This window comes from Arthrobacter sp. NPDC057009 (assembly GCF_042673905.1).
In the GTDB taxonomy this organism is placed as follows: Bacteria; Actinomycetota; Actinomycetes; order Actinomycetales; family Micrococcaceae; genus Arthrobacter.
The window spans coordinates 91,130-112,123 of record NZ_JBHUSB010000018.1; the positions used below are offsets into that span (position 1 = coordinate 91,130).

A 20,994-nucleotide genomic window follows, 5' to 3' on the forward strand; every position below is an offset into this window, starting at 1 on the left:
CACTTTCGGGCTCCGGAATCCATTGTGGCACAAAACGATCAAAAACAAATACTTTCTACCAAAAGATAACAGGGCTGTTCGTTCCCTCATGGGGCATGGGTTGCCGTATGTGCGTTGTACGGTAGGTCCATGACTTCCGGCGCGACTTCCGAAACCAGCGATTCCGTCCAGGCTCAGCGGCGCTACGCCACGGGCAGCCAGTACGAGCTCAGGCGGGGCGACGCGCTCGCCGTGGTCACTGAGCTGGCTGCCGGGCTGCGGTGGTACAGCCGGGGAGGCGTTCAGCTGACCGAGTCCTACGGGGATTCCGACATTCCGCCCGGCGCGGCGGGCATCACGCTGGCGCCGTGGGCCAACCGGGTGGAGGACGGGGTATGGCACCTGAACGGCAAGAAGCAGCAGCTGGATATCACCGAGGTTTCCAAAAACAACGCCAGCCACGGGCTGCTGCGGAATGCGTCGTACGCCCTGGTGGCCGAATCCGAGTTTGCCGTGACTCTTGAGGCGCCCGTGTTCCCCCAGCACGGCTACCCCTTCCTGGTACGGCACCGGGTGGAGTACTCCCTGGCCGAAGACCTGGGCCTGGAGGTGCGGCAAACCCTGGTCAATGATTCCGGGGCCGAGGCGCCGTTCGTGCTCGGTGCGCACCCCTACCTCCGGATTGGCGATGTTCCCTCCGAGGAACTCACCCTGACCGTGAACGCCGCCACGCGGCTGGTGGCGGATGCGCGGATGATCCCCCGCAGCTCCGAGCCGGTTTCGGCGGACAGCGACCTGCGCCGGGGGAGGACGGTGGGGGAGCTGGATCTCGACGCCGCCCTGACCGATCTGGAGTTCGACGGCGGCATCGCCCGGCACACGCTGACGGCTCCGGACGGCCGCAGCGTAAGCCTCTGGCAGGACGAGACCTGCCCGTTCGTCCACGTCTTTGTCAGCCGCATCTACCCGGGCCGGCCCGCAGCCGTGGCGCTGGAACCGATGACCGGCCCGGCCAATGCCTTCAACTCGGGGGACAGCCTCCGCTGGCTGGCCCCCGGCGACTCGTTCACGGCTACCTGGGGCATCCGCGCCGACCTGGGCTAGGTCAGGCGGGCCCTGTTCCTCCTACTCCGCTTTCCCATAACCCTGCGGCTAGGGAAGTATTGGGCTATGACGCCAGCAAGGGACGCCACACCAGACAACGCAGCCAACACGGGCGCCAGCGCCACCGGGAGCGGCGGCAACACCGGCGGGGCAGGCGCAGCAGCGGGCGCCGGGCCCGTCGGTCGCGGCCCGTTCGAGCGCCTCGAGCCGCGGCGCATCCGCACCGACCGTGACCTGGAGCAGGACATTCCCTACGGCGTGCGCATTGCGGCGGCATGGGCCTGGCGGCTGGGCCTGATCCTGCTGATCACCGGGGCACTGGTCTGGCTGCTCGCCAAGGTCAGTTTCCTCATCATTCCCGTTATGGTGGCAGCGCTGCTGGCCGGCCTGCTGAGTCCGGTGGTGCGCTGGCTGCGGGAGTCCCAGGTGCCCAACGGCGCCGCCGTCGCGATCACCGTCCTTGCCTTCATCGGCCTTATCGCCGGCTCCCTGGCGCTCGTCGGCCGGCAGCTTGCCCTCGGTTTCCAGGAGCTGTGGAGCGAAGCCCTGACCGGCATCCAGCAGATCCAGGACTGGCTGGCCCAGGGGCCGCTGCACCTGAGCGCGGCGCAGATCGATCAGTACATCAAGGAAGCCACGGCGGCACTGCAGAACAACAGCAGCAGCATCCTCAGCGGGGCGCTCTCCTTCGGCAGCACTGCCGGTCATTTCGCGGCCGGCATGATCCTGGCCCTGTTCATCCTGATCTTCTTCCTCCTCGAGGGCAGCCGCATCTGGGCGTTCCTGGTCCGGCTCCTGCCGCGCCAGGCCCGCGCGGCCACTGACGGCGCCGGCCGGCGCGGCTGGGCGTCCATGGTCAGCTATGCCCGGATCCAGATGTTTGTGGCATTCGTGGACGCCGTGGGCATCGGCGCCGGCGCGGCGATCATCGGAGTCCCGCTGGCGTTGCCCCTGGCGGTGCTGGTCTTCATCGGCTCCTTCATCCCCATCGTCGGTGCGCTGGTGACGGGCGCCATCGCGGTGCTGCTCGCGCTGGTGGCCAACGGCCCGGTCAACGCCCTGATCATGCTGGGCATCGTGCTGCTGGTGCAGCAACTGGAAAGCCACATCCTGCAGCCGCTGGTCATGGGCAAGGCTGTTGCCCTGCACCCGGTGGCCGTGATCCTGTCCGTTGCCGCCGGTTCCTACCTTGCCGGCATCCCCGGTGCGCTGTTCTCGGTGCCCATCCTGGCCGTAGCAAATTCGGCGATTCGGTATATTGCTGCCAGAACGTGGGAACATGAACTTGTGCCGGCTGCCGCGGGTACCGCAGACCCGGCCTCTGCCGACGAGGACAACACGTTCAAGGATGTCCGGCTGCCGGGCTCGCATTCCGGCCACGGCAACCCTGCCGGCACTGCACACGGCGCCCCGGACGGCAACGCTGCCCCGGGTGCCGACGTTGAATCACCCAAAGGAGAATAGTTCGTGAACACCCCCGAAAGCCTTCCCGTCACGCTGGACGATGTCCTTGAGGCGCAGAAGCTGCTGGACGGGATTATTGCGCGGACACCGGTGGAGTCCTCCCGGGCCCTGGGCGGCATGGTGGGCGGCGAGGTCTATTTCAAGTGTGAGAACCTGCAGCGCGCCGGCTCCTTCAAGGTGCGCGGTGCGTACGTGCGGATGGCGCGCCTCTCCGAATCCGAGAAGAAGCGTGGCGTGGTGGCCGCCTCAGCAGGCAACCATGCCCAGGGTGTGGCGGTTGCCGCCAAGAGCCTGGGCATCAAGGCCCGGATCTACATGCCGCTCGGCGTGGCCCTGCCCAAGCTTGCCGCCACGCGCAGCCACGGCGCCGAGGTGGTCCTGCACGGGCACAACGTGGATGAAGCCCTGGCCGAGGCCCAGCGCTACGCCGACGACACGGGAGCGGTCTTCGTCCACCCCTTCGACAACGTGGACGTCGTGGCAGGCCAGGGCACGCTGGGCCTGGAGATCCTCGAGCAGGTGCCCAATGTTGACACCATCCTCATGGGGGTCGGCGGCGGGGGCTTGCTGGCCGGCGTCGCGGTTGCCGTGAAGGCCCGCGCCAAGGAGCTCGGCCGCGACATCCGCATCATCGGCGTCCAGGCAGAGAATGCGGCCGCCTACCCGCCGTCGCTGGCAGCGGATGCCCTGGTGCCGCTCAAGAAGGTTTCCACCATGGCCGACGGCATCGCCGTCGGCCGCCCCGGCCAGCTTCCGTTCAGCATCATCCGTGAACTGGTGGATGACGTGGTCACGGTCAGCGAGGACTCGCTGGCCCGTGCCCTGATCTTCCTGCTGGAACGGGCCAAGATGGTGGTGGAGCCCGCCGGTGCCGTGGGCGTGGCGGCCCTCATGGACGGCAAGATCGAAAACCCGGGAACCACCGCCGTCGTGCTCTCCGGCGGGAACATCGACCCCATGCTGATGCTCAAGGTGATCCAGCGCGGCCTGTCCGCCGCCGGCCGCTACATGACCGTGCGCATGATGCTCGATGACCGGCCGGGTTCGCTGGCCACCATCGCGCGGATCATCGCCGAGAACGATGCCAACGTCACCGGCCTCGACCACACCCGGGTGGGCGGCTCCATCAGCATGGGCGACGTGTCCATCACCGTGAACCTGGAAACCAAGGGCCACGAACACGGCGAACAGGTCCTCGGTGCCCTGCGCGCCGAGGGATTCCAGCCGATCGTGGTGCACTAGGAGCCGGCATGCTGGACAGTTCCGGAGAGGCGCCGGCCGGCAGGGCAACGGCTGCCGCCCGTGCCAGGGGCGGACTGCTGGTGGTGGGTTCCTTCGTGGCGCTCCTGTTCGCCATCGAACTGCTCAACACGGTGCTGCTGCACTCCCTGAACGGTGTCTTCGGGCTCAGGCCCAGAAGCGCCGACGGCGTCCTGGACGTGTTCACCTTCCCGCTGCTGCACGCCAGCCTCAACCACGTGCTGTCCAATGCGCTGCCGCTGATCATCTTCGGGTTCCTGGTGTTCCTGTCCGGGCTCCGGGTCTTCCTCACGGCCATCGCCTGCAGCTGGCTGGGCTCCGGCCTGGCCGTCTGGCTGTTTGGCGCCGGCGGGGTCACCGTGGGCTCGTCCGGCCTGGTCTTCGGCCTGTTCGCGTTCCTCCTGGTGCGCGGCTTCATCAACCGCAGCTGGTGGCAGATTCTCCTCTCGGTGGTGCTGTTCCTCGCCTACGGCGGCATCCTTTTCGGGATCATTCCGAACCTGGCGGGGTACGTCTCCTGGCAGGCGCACCTCGGCGGCGCCGCAGGCGGCGTCCTGGCCGCCGTGCTGCTGCGGGCACGGGCCTCCCGCCGCTGAACACAGCTGAACTGCTCTGAATGCCGCTATGCGGCGCAAGCAGGGCTAAGACGGGTTAAAGCACGACGCCGGCCGTCCCCGGAAGGGGAGGGCCGGCGTCGTGCGTTTGCAGCGACCGCGGACGGATGCGGTGTTAGCCGGAGTAGGGCTTGGCGGAAATGATCTCTACCGAGATGTCCTTGCCGTTGGGGGCGGTGTAGCTGAGCTTGTCGCCCTCCTTGTGGCCCATGATGGCGGAACCGAGCGGGGACTTCTCGCTGAAGACGTCGAGGTCGGAGTCGCCGGCGATTTCGCGGGAGCCGAGCAGGAAGGTCTCCTCGTCACCGGCGATGCGGGCGACGACGATCATGCCGGGCTCAACGATTCCGTCGTCGGCCGGTGCCTCGCCGACGTGGGCATCGCGGAGCAGGACGGTCAGCTGGCGGATGCGGGCCTCGATCTTGCCCTGCTCTTCCTTCGCAGCGTGGTAACCGCCGTTCTCCTTGAGGTCGCCCTCCTGACGCGCGGCATCGATTTTCTGGACGATTTCCGCCCGGCCGGCGCCGGAAAGATGGTCCAGCTCTGCCTTCAGGCGGTCAAAAGCTTCCTGGGTAAGCCAAGCTGCAGGCGCACTGTTAGTGGTAGACACGGACTTCTCCTCTAGTGGGTGTACAAGCGGTCATACAAACAAAGACCCCGCCACGGTGGCCACCTGTGGAACTCAGCAACCATCTCAGCGGGGTAAAGGTATTGATTCATTGTAGTCAATCCTGTGGAGTAAACCCAATAATCAAGGGGCGTGGGTCACATAGCTTCTTCTGCTGCCCGCTTACCCGGCGTGCCTAATCGGGTCTAGGAGGCCGCGGGCTTCGGGATCCAGCAGCTGTCCACGACGCCCGAGACGGCCTGCGATTCGGTGCGCAGGACAACCCGCTGGGCGAGTGTGCGTCCGCCGTCGGCGCTTTCGCCCTGCGCCTCCTGCGGGACGGGCGGGATGTCGACCACCTTCCAGCCGACCACCGCGAACTTGGAATCGAGCGCCTTGACGGCGCACTTGACTGCCGTGCCGGGTTCCCTCGTCACCTGGAAGTCCACTTCGGCCTGGGTGGCATCCGTGGTCCGGTAGCCGATGTCCTTGAACGTCACCGACGCCGTGGCATTGGACGTGGACACCCAGGCCAGAAAGCCCATCCCGGCCGCAAGCGCAGCGATTCCCGCCCAGCGCTTGGCCTTCCCGGACATCCTGCGCTTTGGGCGGCCATAGCGATTGGCTAGGCTAATGTCTGCAGGCTGGGCGGTGGCCGACTTGTCCTCGGTAGTCACCCTTCCAGTTTAGTGGCGATCAACGCGGGAAATATCCGGCGTCAGCATTGCAGTCCGTCCCAGGAGAAAGAGGAGCAGTCCCAGATGACAGCGTCCACCAGCCAGACGTCCAAGCTTCGCCTGCTGGCAGTCCACGCCCACCCGGATGACGAATCCAGCAAGGGCGCAGCCACCATGGCGATGTACGCCGCGGCCGGCGTGGATGTGATGGTCGCAACCTGCACGGACGGCTCCCGCGGCGACATCCAGAACCCCGCCATGGAGACCGCGCCCCATCCGAAGCGGGACATGGCCGGTGCCCGGCGCCTCGAGATGAACGAGGCCGCCCGGATCCTCGGTATCCGGCAGCGCTGGCTGGGCTTCGTGGACTCGGGGCTGCCTGAAGGCGATCCGCTCCCGCCGCTGCCGGCTGGCTGCTTTGCCCTGCAGCCCCTGGAACGCGCTGCGGCGCCCCTCGTCAGGCTGGTCCGGGACTTCAAGCCGCACGTCATGGTCAGCTATGACGAGAACGGCGGCTACCCGCATCCGGACCACATCATGGCGCACCGGGTTGCGGTGGAAGCCTTCGAAGCCGCGGGCGACCCCGCCAGGTATCCGGGCACCGGGGAGGCGTGGGAGCCCAGCAAGCTCTACTACGACCGCGCGTTCAGCCCCGAACGCTTCCGTGCGCTGCACTTCGCGCTGGAGGAGGCCGGCCTCCAGTCGCCCTACGCGCAGCGCCTTGCCGCCTGGCTCGAGGCCGACGCCGAAGGCCACACGCCGCCTCCGCCCACGCATGAGACCACCACCCAGGTGGACTGCGGCGACTTCTTCGAGACCCGTGACAACGCGCTGCGCGCCCACCGGACCCAGGTGGACCCGCTGGGCTTCTTCTTCGCCGTGTCGGCCGAGATGCAGGCGCGCGTCTGGCCCTGGGAGGACTACACGCTGATCCAGTCGAAGGTGGCCCCGGAGCTGCCGGAAAAGGACCTGTTCGCGGGGCTAAGATAGAGACAAGAGACATTTTCTATCCCGCGTAGAAAGTTTCCGCGTACCCTGCGGACAACACCGTGCGGCCGCGGCCGCGCGCGTACCAACGGGCCGGACGTTAGCCCATGCTGCCGACGGCGGCCCAGCCTTGAGAAGGTTTGAACAGTGCACCATTTGCTCATCGCCCTGGCAGCGTCCCCGGCACCCTCGCCGTCGCTGCGCCCCGGCCTGTCCGAGGACCAGGTCACGCCCGGCCTGCTGGGCTTCCTGCTGACCGCCTTCATCGTGGTGCTCACCGCGCTGCTGATCGTGGACATGGTGCGCCGCATCCGCCGCGTGCGGTACCGTGCGCAGGTGGAGGAAGAACGCCAGGCTGCCGCCGAGGCGGCAGACATTGCCCGCGACGATGCCGCCAACGGCAATGCAGGCCGCACCGACACCTGATCCCCGATCAGGTCCGCCCGCACCAGGGCAACCCCGGCCAGGGGATCCCCGGCCGGGGGAGCGCAACGCCCTCGGCGCTGAACCCTCTGCCTACCTGCGCCAGCACGCCGGCAATCCGGTGCACTGGCAGCCGTTCGGGGACGCCGCCTTTACGGCTGCCGCGTCCCGGGACGTTCCGGTGTTCCTCTCCATCGGCTACGCCGCCTGCCACTGGTGCCACGTCATGGCCCGCGAATCCTTCGAGGACCAGTCCACCGCCGATTACCTGAACAGCCATTTCGTGCCGGTCAAGGTGGACCGCGAGGAACGTCCGGACGTGGACTCGGTGTACATGGCCGCTACCCAGGCCATCAGCGGCGAGGGCGGCTGGCCCATGTCCGTCTTCCTGACCCCCGCGGGCCTGGCCTTCCACGCGGGCACCTACTACCCGCCCCGTCCCATGCCCGGGCGCCCCTCCTTCCGCCAGGTTCTTGAGGCTGTGTCCGAGGCCTGGGTAGAACGCCGCGGCGCCGTCGAGGAAAACGCCCGCTCGCTCGCGCAGAACATGGGCCAGGTGCAGCTCGCCGCCGCCGTGGACGTGTCCCGGCCCCCGGAACTGCCCGACGCCGGCCTGTTGCCGGCCGCCGTCCGTTCCCTGGCCGGGTCCGAAGACCCCGACGACGGCGGGTTCGGCACCGCCCCCAAATTCCCGCCGTCGGCCGTTCTGGAGTTCCTGATCCGGCACGCGGCGGTCCCCTCGGACACGGCCGGTGAAGCCCGGGAGATGGCCGGGCGCACCCTCGCGGCCATGGCCCGCTCGGCTCTCTTTGACCAGCTCGACGGCGGTTTCGCCCGCTACTCGGTGACGCGGGACTGGTCCGTTCCGCACTTCGAAAAGATGCTCTACGACAACGCCCAGCTGCTGCGGACCTACGTCCACTGGATCAGGCTGGGCGGCACTGCAGGGTTCCCGGCCGCCGAGGCTGCGGATGTCGCGGCGCGGACCGCCGAATGGATGCTCGCCGCGCTGGGGCTTCCGGAGGGCGGGCTGGCGTCCTCGCTGGATGCGGACTCCGTGGTGGACGGGGAGCACCACGAAGGGGGCAGCTACCTCTGGACTCCCGCGGATCTCGAACAGGTGCTTGGCGCGGAGGACGCCACCGCCGTCGCCTGGATGATGAACATCGGCCCCCGCGGCACCGTCTCGGAGCTCGGCTCGCCGCTGCACCCGGGCCGGGCACTGGACTCAGACGAGGTGCGGCTCTGGCAGGAGGTGCGGGGCCGCCTCCGGGAAGCAAGGGCACGGCGGCCGCAGCCCGAGCGGGACGAGAAAGTGGTGGCCGGCTGGAACGGGCTCGCCGTGGCGGCGCTCGCGGAGGCCGGCGCCGTCCTGGACCGGCCGGACCTGGTGGACGCTGCCGGCCGGATCGCCGGCTACCTGGAACGGGTCCACTGGCGGCCGGAATCTGGCGGGCCGCAGGCGGCCGGGCAACTGGTCCGGGTGTCGCACAGCGGCGCAGCCCGGGGGATCGGCGGCCTGCTCGAGGACTACGCGTTCTGCGCGGACGGCTTCCTGGCCCTGTATGCGGCCACAGGCGCCGGCCGCTGGTACGCGCTCGCCGAGGCACTGATCCAGGCCGCCTGCACCCGGTTCGTCGACGGCGGCAGACTCGCCGACTCGGCGGGGGAATCGGAGCAGGTGGTCAGCGCCCAGGGCGGAACGCCGGGCCTGGATCCTTTCGACAACGCGACGCCCAGCGGCGCGGCCGCCTTCGCCGGCGTCCTGCTGAGCTACGCTGCCCTGTCCGGTTCGGCCGAACACCGGACCATCTCCGCGAACATCCTGGCACTGGTGCCCCCGCTGGCAACACGGGCACCGCGCGTGGCGGGCTGGCTCCTGGCCACAGCGCAGGCCGCGCTTGCCGGGCCGGTGGAGGCCGCCGTCGTCGGGCCTCCCGGTCCGGAGCGGGACGCCCTCCACCGCGCGCTGCTGCTGTCCCCGAGCCCGGGGCTGGTGGTGGCGGCAGGGGACGCGGACGACGGCGGGACGCCGGCAGAAGTGCCGCTGCTGCGGCACAGGACGGCCGGACCCGGCGGAGAGCCGCTGGTGTATGTGTGCCGCGGCATGGTCTGTGACCGGCCGGTGGCAACCGCTGAGGAGGCGCTCGAGCGGGTCAGCTCAGCACGGCCATGAGGATGGCCGCGAAGTGCGCGCCGAAGGCCAGCACCGTGAACGCGTGGAACAGTTCGTGGAAGCCAAAGTGCCGGTAGCTGAAGTTGGGCTTCTTGAGCGCGTAGAACACGGCCCCGGCGATGTACAGTGCGCCGCCGATGCAGATGAGCAGTGCCGCCGGGACGCTCGCGGCGAAAAACGCGGGCAGGTAGAACAGGGACCCGCAGCCGAGGCCGATGTAGATGGGCACGTACAGCCAGCGCGGGGCGTCGGTCCACAGCAGCCGGAACAGCACCCCGAGGACCGCGGCGGGCCAGATCAGCCAGAGCAGGACCTCCGCCGCCGGCCTGTCCAGCAGGCTCCACGCGAGCGGCGTGTAGCTGCCGGCAATCACCAGCATGATGTTGGTGTGGTCGAGCCGTTTGAGGACGCGCTTGACCCCGGGGGACCAGTTGCCGCGGTGGTAGACCGCGCTGACTCCGAACAGCAGGACCCCGGTCAGGGCATAGATGGCGGACGTGATCTTGCGGTCCGCCGTGGGAGCCAGCGCAACCAGGACAATCCCCGCAGCCAGGGCTAACGGGGCGGTGACGGTGTGGATCCATCCCCGCCACTTTGGCTTGATGGTCAGCAGTTCTGCGATGCGTTCCGCGGCGTCGTCCACGGCGCTTGGCTCTGTTGCCGGGGCCGGCTGCCGGCCTGGGTTCCGCTCCGCAGGCTCCGGGTCCGGCCCGCCCGGCCTGCCATCCGGGGCATTGCTCTTCATGCCCTCCAGAATAACCTACGGTTCAGTAAGTTACCTGCCGGTAGTGTTCCGGTCCTGGTGCTTGGAAGGCTCGTCCGCCGGACCGCTCTGCGGGCACCTGCACACGGCCCCGGCCTGCGGGCGGTAGCCTAGGACTTGCAGAAAAGTCGTACAGCAGGAAGTCAGGTGAATCTCCGGATGGAATGGCCCGGGTTCCTCTATGGCTTCTACGAGCGCAAGCTGCTGCGGTCCCTGGAGCCGGAACGGATCCCCCGCCACATTGGCGTCATGGTGGACGGCAACCGGCGCTGGGCGCGGCAGTTCAATGCCCCGACCAGCCAGGGCCACCAGGCCGGCGCCGACAAGATCCACGAGTTCCTCGGCTGGTGCCAGGAGCTTGGCGTCCGGGTGGTCACCCTGTACATGCTTTCCACGGACAACATGAGCCGTTCCGGCGAGGAGCTCGATCTCCTCATGGGCATCATCGCCAACACGCTGGACCGGCTGGACGAGGATGAGGACATCTCGGTGCACGCCATGGGCGCCCCGGAGCTGCTCCCGGACTACCTGGCGGACCGCCTGACCAAGCTCACTGCCCGGACGCCGGTGCGCGAGAAACTGCACGTGAACGTGGCCGTCGGCTATGGCGGCCGGCGCGAAATCGTGGACGCGGTACGCGAGCTGCTGCACGACGCCGTGGCGCACAAGGCCGACATCACCGAGCTCGCGGATTCCCTGAGCGTGGAGGACATCTCACGCTTCCTCTACACCCGCGGGCAGCCCGATCCGGACCTGGTCATCCGGACGTCCGGGGAGCAGCGGCTCTCGGGTTTCCTCATGTGGCAAAGCGCCTACAGCGAGTTCTACTTCTGCGAGGCACTCTGGCCGGCCTTCCGGAAGGTCGATTTCCTGCGCGCCCTCCGTGACTACGCGGGCCGGCAGCGGCGCTTCGGTTCCTAGCCCCTTCCGTTGTCTGGCGGCCCTGCTATGGGCTGTTTCCGTTCACTCCGAATTCACGCGCCGGCAACAGGAATCGCCGGAAGAAGACGTTGGAAATTACTGCGGGCCGATTTACGTTAAACCCATCAGCAGGCAAACCGCCGGCTGATCGGGGAGGCCAGTACATGGAGCGATTTTTCGCACCGGCTGTATGGGAGGCCGGATCCGGCCTCGTGGCCGAACCGCCTCACCAATAACAATTCCGGGCGTGCGCCCCGGGGCTGGAGTCGATGTGGCTATTTCTGAACAACTGCCCGACGTCATCACGGACAAGGGTGAGAAGGCTACCTCTCGCGCCAAGCGAGCCAATTCAAAGACCGGTGCGGACATGAAAGACGCCGCAGCCGGTCTTGCTGTTTCCGGCCCACGGACTGAATCCCAGCCAGCAGTCTCCACTTTCGTCATCGATACCTCCGTGCTGCTCTCCGACCCCCGCGCCCTGCTGCGGTTTGCGGAGCACGAGGTCGTAGTGCCGATCGTGGTGATCACCGAACTTGAAGGGAAGCGGCACGACCCCGAACTCGGCTACTTTGCACGGAAGGCGCTCCGGCTCCTTGATGATCTCCGCATCCAGCACGGCGGGCTGAACCGGCCCATCCCGCTGGGTGACGCGGGCGGTACGCTCATGATCGAGATGAACCACATCTCGGCCGAAGTCCTGCCGGCCGGATTCCGCGCAGGGGACAACGACAGCCGCATCCTCGCCGTCGCCAAGAACCTCTCCAACGAGGGGCGCAACGTCACCGTGGTGTCCAAGGACCTCCCCATGCGGGTGAAGGCCTCGGCCATGGGCCTGCTGGCCGATGAATACCGCAACGAGCTCGTCAAGGACTCCGGGTGGACCGGGGTGGCGGAGATCGATGCGAGCGAAGAGGAAATCTCCACGCTCTACGGCCATGAGCCCGTCTTCATCCCGGCGGCCGCCGAGATGCCCGTCAACACCGGCCTCGTGGTGCTCTCCAGCCGCGGGTCCGCCCTGGGCCGGGTCGGCGCCGACAAACAGGTCCGCCTGGTCAGGGGCGACCGCGACATCTTCGGACTCCACGGACGCTCCGCGGAGCAGCGGCTCGCCATCGATCTGCTGATGGACCCGGCCGTGGGCATCGTGTCCATGGGCGGACGCGCAGGCACCGGCAAGTCAGCCCTCGCCCTGTGTGCCGGCCTGGAAGCGGTGCTGGAGCGCCGCGAGCACCGCAAGGTGATCGTCTTCCGTCCGCTGTTCGCCGTGGGCGGCCAGGAGCTCGGCTACCTGCCGGGCTCGGAGGCGGAAAAGATGAACCCCTGGGCGCAGGCGGTCTTCGACACCCTGGGCGCGCTCGTGAGCCAGGAAGTCGTGGAGGAGGTCATGGACCGCGGCATGCTGGAGGTCATGCCGCTGACCCACATCCGCGGCCGTTCCCTGCACGACGCCTTCGTGATCGTGGATGAGGCCCAGTCGCTGGAGAAGAACGTCCTGCTGACCGTCATGAGCCGGATCGGGCAGAACTCGAAGATCGTCCTCACCCACGACGTCGCACAGCGCGACAACCTCCGGGTCGGACGGCACGACGGCATCGCAGCCGTCGTCGAAACGCTCAAGGGCCACCCGCTCTTCGGCCACATCACCCTCACCCGCTCCGAACGCTCGCCCATCGCGGCGCTCGTCACGGACCTGCTCGAAGGGGCTTAGTTCGACGACGGCGGGGTGCCGTTGCCGCGCTGCTTCCACGGCAACGGCGCCCCGCCGCCCTAGTTGACTCCCAGGAGGAACTTCGCCGTCGGTTCGTGGCCTTCCACTTTTAGCTGCCAGTCGGGGCGGTTGAAGGTTTCCGGCGTGAGGCGTACCCGCTGGACTGTTTCCGGTTTCCCGGCCCAGGACATGCGGGTGACGCCGTTCAGTTCGTAGCCGAGAGCGCGGGAGACGCCCAGCGATGCGGCGTTCCAGTGTGCCGCGTCGGATTCGCACACGTCAGCGCCGAGCCAGTCGAAGGCGTAAAGCGCGACGGCGGCCCGCATCTCCTTGCCGAAGCCGCGCCCCTGGGCGCTTCTCCGCAGCCACGATCCGGTGGTGACCGTGCGAAGGATGGAAAAGTCCCGCGCTGCCATGTCCTGGCAGCCGAGGAAGGTGCCGTCGTGCCAGATGCCCAGTGCCAGCGTCCAGGACTCCGGCGTGGAGGCAGCGCGGCACTGCCAGTACCAGCGGGCCATGGTGGGGCCGAGCTCCTCGGCGGGTACCGCGGTCCAGGGCGTGCTGAACGGGTTCCGGCCCTGGTCGTGGATGCCGCTGGCCGCCGCTTCAACGGCCTTGGGGATGTCGTCGTCGCGCAGGGGCCGCAGTGTGAGCCTGGGCGTGCTCAGGGTGAGGGCGAACGGAGGCCACACGGAGGTCAGCTCGGTCATGCCGGAAGCCTAACCGATCTGCGGGGAGCGCCCTTGCCGGCCGGGGGGCTGCCGGCCGCCGGGCCGTCAGCCGGTGTGGTGCGACAGGCCGAGGGACAGCCGGGTGTTATCCGGCCCCTCCAGCACCAGGGCAACTGCCCGGTTGGGAAGCTCAAACACCAGGGTGGCATCGGCTGAGTCACCTTGCCGCAGCTGCGCCTTCCCGGGTGCCGCCCACAGCGGACGGATGCTGCCGGCGCCCAGCCCCGTCACCGCGAACTGTGACGTGTCCAGGCCGATGCCGTCGCCGTCCAGGGCCGTGAACTGCACCAGGATGCGCACCCGGTGGGTCCCCGCCGACGGGCCGGCGTCCAGCACCTGGACGCGCTCCGGCGGAAGCCAGCCGTCCTTTTCCAGCGGGACCACATCGCTGACGCGCGCCGTCCCGCCGGGAATCACCGCGCTAGCACCCAACGGCGTGCTGGGCTCCGGTTTGGCGGTGAGGAAGAGATATCCCAGCAGAAGCCCCAGGGCGCAGAGCAGGGAGAGCGGGATCAGCAGCAGCTTCCTCCGGCGCCGGGAACGGGGCGACCCGGCGTCCCCCGCGTCGGTTCTCGAGACATCCGGGACCATGGCTGACATGGCACGAGTGTGCGGCGGCCAGGTTGGAGAAAACCTGCGCTGCACCCCGCATTCCGGGCGTCCCGGTCAGACGCAGCGGCCGGTCACGCAGGGTTGGGCCGCAGCGGCCACGGGATGTGCTCGCGCACGTCTGTGAGGTTCATCGGCTGGGCCACGAAAAGATCGTCCAGCATGTACTCGTCCACGGCCAGGATCCGGATGCGGTGCCCGGGAAGCTGCCCGCCGCCGTCGAGCGGTTCGGCGGCCACGCACACACCGGTGCCGGCATCAACGCGGATCCTGGTCCGGCCCGGGCCGCAGAGGGGCGTTGCCGGATCCAGCGGACGGTAGCCGGGGTTCGGGGACACCACGGTTTCCAGCGCCGTACGGCCCTCGTAAGTCACCTCCTGGACGGGCTCCAGCACTTCGACGGCGTTGGCGTTGGGGAACTCCAGGGGCACCGGGGCATTGCCCGCCAGCTCCACCGGATCCAGCGCGGCAGCGAAGCGGCCGTTTCCGAAGGAGGGTTCCCCGTAGGCGGCCTCCGGGCGGCGCCGCACCAGCCCGCCGTCGTCATAGACCGGCGTGACCAGGTGCGCAGGAAGAAGCCAGGACTTCCGGGTGGCGCTGATGTACAGGCCGTCGCGGGAATCGTTGATGCCTGTGGTGCTGCCGAGCAGGGTGCCGTCGGCGGACTCCAGGCGGAGGGCGCCGGGACGGCGCAGCCAGGCGCGGACCATGTCAGTGGCGGGAGGTCCGCTGCCCGGAGTTTCGGTGTATTCGAAGCGCAGGGACTGCCATTTCCACGGGGACGAGCGGCATAGATTGCGAAAGGAGGCAGCCGATGTGGGCGGAGCATCGCCGCCATGCTCCTGCGCGTGTTTGGCGTCCCAGGTCACCATATCCACAGTTTACGCGCGGCCCCCAGCGCCGGGACGGGCAATCCAGTAGCATCCGAGGGTGATCCAAAGACTGGGGGAACTCTGGGAAGCCGCACCCGCCGCATTCTGGCTGGTGCTCGCCGCGTGCGCCTACTTTGCCGTAATGGCGGTGCGGCTCACGGTAATCGACGTCCGGCACCACCTGCTGCCGAACCGGATCGTCTTCCCCTCCTATGCCGTGGCCGGCGCGCTGCTGCTGGGCGCGGTGCTGACCCTCGCCGTCGGTGATCCGTCCGGAGTGCCCGACGGCGGGGCCCGCCTTTTCGGCGTCCCGGCGCTGCGGATCCTGGCCGGGGGAGCGGTGCTGTGGCTGTTCTACTTCCTGCTGCGGCTGGTGTACCCGCCCGGCATGGGGTTCGGTGATGTGAAACTCGCCGGTGTCCTCGGGCTGTACCTGGGTTACCTTGGCTGGCCGCATGTGTTTGCGGGGACGTTCGCCGCGTTCCTGCTCGGCGGCCTCTGGAGCATCGGCGTGCTGGCGCTGCGGCGCGGCACGCTCAAGTCGGCCATTCCGTTCGGGCCGTTCATGCTGGCCGGCGCGGCCGCGGCGATGGTGCTGCTGCCCGCCTGACCTCCACCTCCCACCGAGCGCGAACGTACACTTGTGGCCCCACACCTGAGCGCGAACGTACAGTTGTGGCCCCCTGGAAGCGCGAACGGACACTTGTGGCCCCAAACCTGAGCGGGAACGGACAGTTGCGGCCCAAAAAGAACGACGGCGGCCGTCCGCCTTCGCGAGGAAGGTGGGCGACCGCCGTCGTACTTTATTGGCGCCTCCGCAGAGGCGGTGGGGAGACCTAGGCCTTGTGGGCCGGGGCCGTCATGGTGGTGACGTCCAGGGCCTTGTCGAGATCCGCTTCGGAAACCTTGCCTTCGCCTTCGCCGACGAAGCCCAGCTTCTCGGTGGCCTGGCGGACGGTGAGACCCTCGGCCACCGCGGTCTTGGCGATCTTGGCTGCGTTTTCGTAACCGATGAACTTGTTCAGCGGGGTGACGATCGACGGCGAGGCCTCGGCGAGGAAGCGGGCGCGCTCCACGTTGGCGGTGATGCCGTCGATCATCTTGTCAGCCATGACGCGGCTGGTGTTGGCCAGCAGGCGGACGGACTCGAGCAGGTTCGCGGCCATCACCGGGATGCCGACGTTCAGCTCGAAGGCGCCGTTGGTGCCGGACCAGGCGATGGCGGTGTCGTTGCCGATGACCTGGGCGCAGACCATGATGGACGCCTCGCAGATGACGGGGTTGACCTTGCCCGGCATGATCGAGGAGCCCGGCTGCAGGTCCGGGATGGCGATTTCGCCGAGGCCGGTGTTGGGGCCGGAGCCCATCCAGCGCAGGTCATTGTTGATCTTCATGAAGGAGATGGCAATGTTGCGCAGCTGGCTGGAGGCCTCGATGAGGCCGTCGCGGTTGGCCTGCGCCTCGAAGTGGTCGCGTGCTTCGGTCAGCGGCAGGCCGGTGTCCGTGGCGAGCAGTTCGATGACGCGCTCCGGGAAGCCGGCCGGGGTGTTGATGCCGGTGCCCACGGCGGTGCCGCCGAGGGGAACTTCGGCGACGCGGGGGAGTGCGGCGTTGATGCGCTCGATGCCGTAGCGGACCTGCGCGGCGTAGCCGCCGAATTCCTGGCCGAGGGTGACCGGGGTGGCGTCCATGAGGTGCGTGCGGCCGGACTTGACGACGTCCTTGAACTCGACGGCCTTGCGCTCCAGTGATTCGGCGAGGTAGCCGAGGGCCGGAATGAGGTCGTTGATCAGGGCCGAGGTGGCTGCAACGTGGACGGAGGTGGGGAACACGTCGTTGGAGGACTGCGAGGCGTTGACGTGGTCGTTGGGGTGGACCACCTTGTCGCTGCCGGCGGCCTTCAGGGCGCGCGTTGCCAGCTCGGCGAGGACCTCGTTGGTGTTCATGTTCGAGGACGTGCCGGAGCCGGTCTGGAAAACGTCGATGGGGAAGTCGCCGTCGTACTTGCCCGTGGCCACCTCGTCGGCGGCGTCCGCGATCGCCTTGGCCAGCTCGCCGTCGAGCACACCCAGTTCAGCGTTGGCCTGGGCAGCGGCCTTCTTGACCCGGGCCAGTGCTTCGATGTGGGCACGTTCCAGGGTTTTTCCGGAGATCGGGAAGTTCTCGACTGCACGTTGCGTCTGCGCGCGGTACAGGGCGTTCACGGGGACGCGGACTTCGCCCATCGTGTCATGTTCAATGCGGAACTCTTCAGTGGAAGTCATGGGGCTAGCTTAGGACGCCCGGGCGCCGCATCGAAAACCGTGAACGGCATGCTTCATGCGGCCCGCCCGGGCGTTTTCAGGCTGCCTTTAGAGGTCGCCGATTCCGGAAACAAGCTCCGCGTGGCCCTCGCCGAGGCTGTAGGAGAGGCCGATGACAGCTGTCCGGCCGGACTCGATTGCGTCCGAAATCACACGCGAGCTGTCCACGAGGCGATGTGAGGTCTGCCTGACGTGCTCCACCACCATGTCGTTGACCTCCGTCTGCTCGTTGCGCAGGGAGGTGAGGACCGACGGCGTGATGCGCTCCACGAGGTCGCGGATGAAGCCCGCCGGCATCTGGCCGGTTTCGACGGCGTCCTTCGTGGCGCTGACGGCCCCGCAGCTGTCGTGGCCGAGCACCACGATCAGCGGCACGCCCAGCACGCCGATGCTGTACTCAAGTGAGCCGAGGACGGCGTCGTCGATGACCTGGCCGGCGGTGCGGACAACGAAGACGTCACCGAGCCCGACGTCGAAAATGATCTCGGCGGCGAGCCGCGAGTCCGAGCAGCCGAAGATCACGGCGAAAGGGTGTTGGTTCTCCACGAGCGAGGACCGCCGCGAGGCGTCCTGGTTGGGGTGGGAGGATTCACCGGTGACGAAGCGTTCGTTGCCTTCGCGCAGACGGCGCCAGGCCAGGGCAGGAGTCAGGTAAGTGGTCACCCGCCCCACCTTACGGCGCGGGGCTCGGCGAGGGGGAAACAATGACAGCAGGGTTACTTTCCAGAGATTTCACGACGGCGGCAGCCAGGACCGCGAACTCCTCCAGGTTGGCGTCTCCCGCCAGGACGACGGTTGAGCCGCGGTAGGCGAGCACCATGCTCTTCTCGCCCTTGCCGGTGTCGTGGAGCTCCCACTCCTTGCCCCCGGCGTTGCGGGTGCCGGTGACGGGGGCGTTCTTGGTCTGCTGCAGGAGCCAGGTGGGGTTGGCCTTGCTGGTCTGGGTCAGGCCGATGAATTTTTCCTTGGGGGTGACGTACCCGACCTCCCAGGCCGCGACTCCGGTGCCGCTGCCAGCAGCCCAGCGGGCGTAGTTCGGGCGGAATGTGTCGCCCGGCGCGGGGGCCACAGGTGTGAATCCCGCCACACCCTTGGCGTTGGTGGCCACGGCGCTGACATCGATATTGGGGCGGTAGCCGTCCGACTTCGGGGACGGGTTCATGAGGACGATGGGCAGGAACGCCGCGACGCTCACCACCAGGGCGATGATCATTCCGATCACCGAGGCATTGGCCCGCTTCGCAGCAGCCGCGGCGATTACGGGCTTGACGGGCTGGCTGCCCGGCGCCGGGGAGGGGTTGGGAGCCTGAACGTGGCTCGAGGGGGTGGACTGGTCCTGCGTATCACTCACCCTTCTATAGTCGCGCATGCGGGGTCCGAACTCACATTCGAAGCCCGGGGCGGTGAGGCCGGCCGTCCGTTACGGGGTGCGGTCATCCGCCGCCGGAGAGCCCGCGCCACGACTATGATCAGTTACAGAGGAATCACCGCGATGGTCTACTCAGGCCTCGCGGGTTCAATGATCGCCACTCGAAGAAGAGGTTCACGTGTCATCAGCGTCCATCAGCCAGAAGTACTCAACGCTTTCTCCGTCGCTCGCCGTCGGAACCGACGAGCCGGACCGCAACCTCGCCCTTGAACTCGTCCGCGTTACCGAAGCTGCCGCCATCGCCGGCGGCCACTGGGTGGGATTCGGCGACAAGAACAAGGCGGACGGTGCCGCCGTCGACGCCATGCGTTCCTTCCTTCAGACGGTGCACTTCAACGGCGTCGTGGTCATCGGCGAAGGCGAAAAGGACGAAGCCCCGATGCTGTTCAACGGCGAACAGGTGGGTGACGGCACCGGCCCCGAGTGCGATGTCGCCGTCGATCCCATCGACGGAACCCGCCTGACCGCCCTCGGCATCAACAACGCGCTGGCAGTCCTGGCCGTCGCTGAGCGCGGCTCCATGTTCGACCCCTCCGCCGTGTTCTACATGGAGAAGCTGGTCACCGGTCCCGAGGCCGCAGACATGGTGGACCTGCGCCTGCCGGTCAAGCAGAACCTGCACCTGATCGCCAAGGCCAAGGGCGTGAAGGTCAACCAGCTCAACGTCATGATCCTGGACCGTGACCGCCACCGCCCGCTGGTGGAGGAGATCCGCGAAGCCGGCGCGCGCACCAAGTTCATCATGGACGGCGACGTCGCTGGTGCCATCGCGGCTGCCCGCTCCGGCACCGGCGTGGACGCCCTCATGGGCATCGGCGGCACCCCGGAAGGCATCGTGGCGGCCTGTGCCATCAAGTCCCTCGGCGGCGTGATCCAGGGCCGGCTGTGGCCCACGAGCGACGACGAGAAGCAGAAGGCGATCGACGCCGGCCACGACCTCGAGCGGGTCCTGTCCACCAATGACCTCGTCACCAGCGACAACTGCTACTTCGCCGCCACCGGCATCACCGACGGCGACCTCCTCCGCGGCGTCCGGTACAACAAGGAGAAGGTCATGACGCAGTCGATCGTCATGCGCTCCAAGTCCGGCACCATCCGCTTCGTGGACGGCGAGCACCAGGCCAGCAAGTGGGAAGGCTACGCCCGCAAGAGCTAGCCCCCCTTCTAGCGCGAACGTACAGTTGTGGCCCCATTTCCAATCGGATTTGGGGCCACAACTGTACGTTCGCGCTTTCCTCACGGGGCGGAGCCCCAGGTTCCTGATGCCTGGCGCCGCAGCAGCCCCTGCAATGTTGCCCTGACCTTTTCGACGACGAACGGCTTATCGCCGTCGAGATCGTCCTTGAAAATTCGGAGCTCGGTCCACCCCAGGCGCTCCGTGACCTCCTGGCGTTTCCTGTCACGTGCTGCCTGTACTGGATCCGAATGATGCCCGCCGTCATATTGCAGCGCCAGACGGTGTTCCGGATAGGCAGCGTCCGGCCAGACCGCAGGCTGACCCCAGGAGTTGCGGATGACATGGTTCAGAACCGGCTCGCCGAGCTTGGTGCGGGCAAGAATGAGCCTCATTTTGGTCTCTTGGGGTGAATCGGCTCCAACGCGTATTTCTGGAAGGGCGAGCCGCGCCGTCTTAATTCCCCGCATGCCAGGATGCGAAGCCACCATGCGGTGCAGGTCGTAAATCGTTGCCAGTGGAGCCCGGGGTACGGGGAAGTCGGATCCGTGGGCAAGCACCGCCGAATCACCCGCTGCGATCAGTTCGTCAACGTTGAGCAGGCCCGCGAGGTCAAGCCACGTCCTTGCCGGCGAGGTGACCCGGACGCCGTCGTGGATCACCACCTCGCCGGGTTTGAAAGTCATGCGGTGACCAACGACGTTTCGCCGCCTCGGCTTGCTGGCATCTCTCTCGCGCGCGACGTGGATTCTCCAGTCCTCCTGCATCCATGCCGGAAGGCCATAACCCCAGATCCGCGCCCCGGAGTGGTGGGTGAGGGTGGAAGCGTCATCGAGAGCGGAATAGGCGCGCAAGTTAGCGGCTATGGTGGCCTCTCCTCCGAGTGGAACCCGGATCCCGCGCGAAGGAATGGCCAAGTCCGGCTGGCGCTGGCGTTTCCGGGTTACACCACTCGCGGCAGCGTCCGAGGATGTGAATGATCCGGCGACCAAGTCCGGGGGCAGAGGTGAGAGACCCATGCTTCAGTGTCTAACGGGCAGGTGCGTCTCGGGAGGTTATCCACAGGCACAAACCAGGGAGAGCGCGCGAACGTACACATTTGGGCCCCGGTGGGGGGGGCAAAGGGGGCCCAACAGTTACTTAGCGCGCCCACCGGGGGGCCCAACAGTACGTTGGCGCGACCGCGAGGGGGC

21 protein-coding genes are annotated in these 20,994 nt (G+C 67.7%); 11 read left to right on the forward strand and 10 right to left on the reverse strand.

All coding sequences use genetic code 11. The features are described from left to right. The first annotated feature begins 129 nt into the window (after positions 1–129). From ACFTR6_RS17480 to ACFTR6_RS17495, 4 genes are all read left to right on the forward strand, one after another. A complete protein-coding gene (locus ACFTR6_RS17480) occupies positions 130–1,083 on the forward strand; it encodes an aldose 1-epimerase family protein (RefSeq protein WP_377958783.1) in 954 nt (317 codons plus the stop codon). Positions 1,084–1,149: 66 nt separating this feature from the next. Further along, entirely contained in the window at positions 1,150–2,547 is a 1,398-nt protein-coding gene (locus ACFTR6_RS17485; protein WP_377958784.1) for an AI-2E family transporter, read from the forward strand. A gap of 3 nt (positions 2,548–2,550) precedes the next feature. Continuing rightward, a complete protein-coding gene (gene ilvA, locus ACFTR6_RS17490) occupies positions 2,551–3,789 on the forward strand; it encodes a threonine ammonia-lyase (protein WP_087873631.1) in 1,239 nt (412 codons plus the stop codon). An 8-nt stretch (positions 3,790–3,797) separates the two neighbouring features. Beyond that, on the forward strand, positions 3,798–4,403 hold the full coding sequence (locus tag ACFTR6_RS17495; RefSeq protein WP_377958785.1) for a rhomboid family intramembrane serine protease: 606 nt from the start codon (positions 3,798–3,800) through the stop codon (positions 4,401–4,403). A 133-nt stretch (positions 4,404–4,536) separates the two neighbouring features. On the opposite strand, the gene greA is transcribed toward ACFTR6_RS17495, so the two are convergent. Beyond that, the gene (gene greA, locus ACFTR6_RS17500; protein WP_076798386.1) at positions 4,537–5,031 is read right to left on the reverse strand and encodes a transcription elongation factor GreA; all 495 of its coding nucleotides are present in this window, start codon (positions 5,029–5,031) and stop codon (positions 4,537–4,539) included. 203 nt (positions 5,032–5,234) lie between these two features. Then, positions 5,235–5,705, reverse strand: coding sequence for a DUF4307 domain-containing protein (locus ACFTR6_RS17505; RefSeq protein ID WP_377958786.1), 471 nt, complete (start codon positions 5,703–5,705; stop codon positions 5,235–5,237). A gap of 84 nt (positions 5,706–5,789) precedes the next feature. Between ACFTR6_RS17505 and mca the strand changes: the two genes are divergently transcribed. The 3 genes from mca (at position 5,790) to ACFTR6_RS17520 (ending at position 9,291) form a co-directional block, all read left to right on the forward strand. After that, positions 5,790–6,695, forward strand: coding sequence for a mycothiol conjugate amidase Mca (gene mca, locus ACFTR6_RS17510; RefSeq protein WP_377958787.1), 906 nt, complete (start codon positions 5,790–5,792; stop codon positions 6,693–6,695). A gap of 144 nt (positions 6,696–6,839) precedes the next feature. After that, a complete protein-coding gene (locus ACFTR6_RS17515) occupies positions 6,840–7,118 on the forward strand; it encodes a hypothetical protein (RefSeq protein ID WP_377958788.1) in 279 nt (92 codons plus the stop codon). Further along, positions 7,096–9,291 (forward strand): thioredoxin domain-containing protein, encoded by a 2,196-nt coding sequence (locus ACFTR6_RS17520; RefSeq protein WP_377958789.1) that lies wholly within the window; start codon positions 7,096–7,098, stop codon positions 9,289–9,291. The genes ACFTR6_RS17515 and ACFTR6_RS17520 overlap by 23 nt, the downstream gene beginning before the upstream one ends. Here ACFTR6_RS17520 and ACFTR6_RS17525 read toward each other — a convergent pair. Further along, positions 9,272–9,913, reverse strand: coding sequence for a hemolysin III family protein (locus ACFTR6_RS17525; RefSeq protein WP_076803497.1), 642 nt, complete (start codon positions 9,911–9,913; stop codon positions 9,272–9,274). The genes ACFTR6_RS17520 and ACFTR6_RS17525 overlap by 20 nt on opposite strands. Before the next feature lie 300 nt (positions 9,914–10,213). Here ACFTR6_RS17525 and ACFTR6_RS17530 point away from each other — a divergent pair, with 300 nt between their 5' ends. Both ACFTR6_RS17530 and ACFTR6_RS17535 read left to right on the forward strand, forming a co-directional pair. Further along, positions 10,214–10,975 (forward strand): isoprenyl transferase, encoded by a 762-nt coding sequence (locus ACFTR6_RS17530; RefSeq protein ID WP_076803496.1) that lies wholly within the window; start codon positions 10,214–10,216, stop codon positions 10,973–10,975. 271 nt (positions 10,976–11,246) lie between these two features. Then, entirely contained in the window at positions 11,247–12,683 is a 1,437-nt protein-coding gene (locus ACFTR6_RS17535; protein ID WP_377958790.1) for a PhoH family protein, read from the forward strand. A 59-nt stretch (positions 12,684–12,742) separates the two neighbouring features. Here ACFTR6_RS17535 and ACFTR6_RS17540 read toward each other — a convergent pair whose 3' ends face one another. The 3 genes from ACFTR6_RS17540 to ACFTR6_RS17550 all read right to left on the reverse strand — a co-directional run bounded on the left by ACFTR6_RS17540 (position 12,743) and on the right by ACFTR6_RS17550 (position 14,895). Beyond that, entirely contained in the window at positions 12,743–13,393 is a 651-nt protein-coding gene (locus ACFTR6_RS17540) for a GNAT family N-acetyltransferase (protein WP_377958791.1), read from the reverse strand. Between the two features lie 66 nt (positions 13,394–13,459). Beyond that, entirely contained in the window at positions 13,460–14,014 is a 555-nt protein-coding gene (locus ACFTR6_RS17545; RefSeq protein ID WP_377958792.1) for a hypothetical protein, read from the reverse strand. A gap of 83 nt (positions 14,015–14,097) precedes the next feature. Further along, a complete protein-coding gene (locus tag ACFTR6_RS17550; protein WP_087873624.1) occupies positions 14,098–14,895 on the reverse strand; it encodes a hypothetical protein in 798 nt (265 codons plus the stop codon). A 58-nt stretch (positions 14,896–14,953) separates the two neighbouring features. On the opposite strand from ACFTR6_RS17550, the gene ACFTR6_RS17555 reads away from it, so the two are divergent. Continuing rightward, complete coding sequence (locus ACFTR6_RS17555) at positions 14,954–15,505, forward strand: A24 family peptidase (RefSeq protein ID WP_087873623.1); 552 nt, start codon at positions 14,954–14,956, stop codon at positions 15,503–15,505. 226 nt (positions 15,506–15,731) lie between these two features. On the opposite strand, the gene ACFTR6_RS17560 is transcribed toward ACFTR6_RS17555, so the two are convergent. From ACFTR6_RS17560 to ACFTR6_RS17570, 3 genes are all read right to left on the reverse strand, one after another. Further along, positions 15,732–17,159 carry a class II fumarate hydratase gene (locus ACFTR6_RS17560; protein WP_076798377.1) on the reverse strand — a complete coding sequence of 476 codons (1,428 nt, stop codon included), beginning with the start codon at positions 17,157–17,159 and terminating at the stop codon, positions 15,732–15,734. Between the two features lie 87 nt (positions 17,160–17,246). Continuing rightward, a complete protein-coding gene (locus ACFTR6_RS17565; protein ID WP_377958793.1) occupies positions 17,247–17,861 on the reverse strand; it encodes a carbonic anhydrase in 615 nt (204 codons plus the stop codon). A gap of 10 nt (positions 17,862–17,871) precedes the next feature. Continuing rightward, on the reverse strand, positions 17,872–18,567 hold the full coding sequence (locus tag ACFTR6_RS17570; protein WP_377958794.1) for a DUF4245 domain-containing protein: 696 nt from the start codon (positions 18,565–18,567) through the stop codon (positions 17,872–17,874). A 193-nt stretch (positions 18,568–18,760) separates the two neighbouring features. On the opposite strand from ACFTR6_RS17570, the gene glpX reads away from it, so the two are divergent. Beyond that, positions 18,761–19,783: a class II fructose-bisphosphatase gene (glpX, locus tag ACFTR6_RS17575; protein ID WP_377958804.1), complete on the forward strand. Its 1,023-nt coding sequence runs from the start codon at positions 18,761–18,763 to the stop codon at positions 19,781–19,783. 80 nt (positions 19,784–19,863) lie between these two features. Here the strand turns inward: glpX and ACFTR6_RS17580 are convergent, their stop codons facing one another. Then, a complete protein-coding gene (locus ACFTR6_RS17580) occupies positions 19,864–20,487 on the reverse strand; it encodes an endonuclease domain-containing protein (RefSeq protein WP_377958795.1) in 624 nt (207 codons plus the stop codon). Positions 20,488–20,994: the final 507 nt, after the last annotated feature.

Excerpts from the sequence above, each read along its gene's own strand:
- ACFTR6_RS17480 (WP_377958783.1), top strand. The coding sequence starts at position 130 with ATGACTTCCGGCGCGACTTCCGAAACCAGCGATTCCGTCCAGGCTCAG.
- ACFTR6_RS17485 (WP_377958784.1), top strand. The coding sequence starts at position 1,150 with ATGACGCCAGCAAGGGACGCCACACCAGACAACGCAGCCAACACGGGC.
- ACFTR6_RS17495 (WP_377958785.1), top strand. The coding sequence starts at position 3,798 with ATGCTGGACAGTTCCGGAGAGGCGCCGGCCGGCAGGGCAACGGCTGCC.
- mca (WP_377958787.1), top strand. The coding sequence starts at position 5,790 with ATGACAGCGTCCACCAGCCAGACGTCCAAGCTTCGCCTGCTGGCAGTC.
- ACFTR6_RS17520 (WP_377958789.1), top strand. The coding sequence starts at position 7,096 with ATGCAGGCCGCACCGACACCTGATCCCCGATCAGGTCCGCCCGCACCA.
- ACFTR6_RS17530 (WP_076803496.1), top strand. The coding sequence starts at position 10,214 with ATGGAATGGCCCGGGTTCCTCTATGGCTTCTACGAGCGCAAGCTGCTG.
- ACFTR6_RS17540 (WP_377958791.1), bottom strand. The coding sequence starts at position 13,393 with ATGACCGAGCTGACCTCCGTGTGGCCTCCGTTCGCCCTCACCCTGAGC.
- ACFTR6_RS17545 (WP_377958792.1), bottom strand. The coding sequence starts at position 14,014 with ATGTCAGCCATGGTCCCGGATGTCTCGAGAACCGACGCGGGGGACGCC.
- ACFTR6_RS17550 (WP_087873624.1), bottom strand. The coding sequence starts at position 14,895 with ATGGTGACCTGGGACGCCAAACACGCGCAGGAGCATGGCGGCGATGCT.
- ACFTR6_RS17560 (WP_076798377.1), bottom strand. The coding sequence starts at position 17,159 with ATGACTTCCACTGAAGAGTTCCGCATTGAACATGACACGATGGGCGAA.
- ACFTR6_RS17570 (WP_377958794.1), bottom strand. The coding sequence starts at position 18,567 with ATGCGCGACTATAGAAGGGTGAGTGATACGCAGGACCAGTCCACCCCC.
- ACFTR6_RS17580 (WP_377958795.1), bottom strand. The coding sequence starts at position 20,487 with ATGACTTTCAAACCCGGCGAGGTGGTGATCCACGACGGCGTCCGGGTC.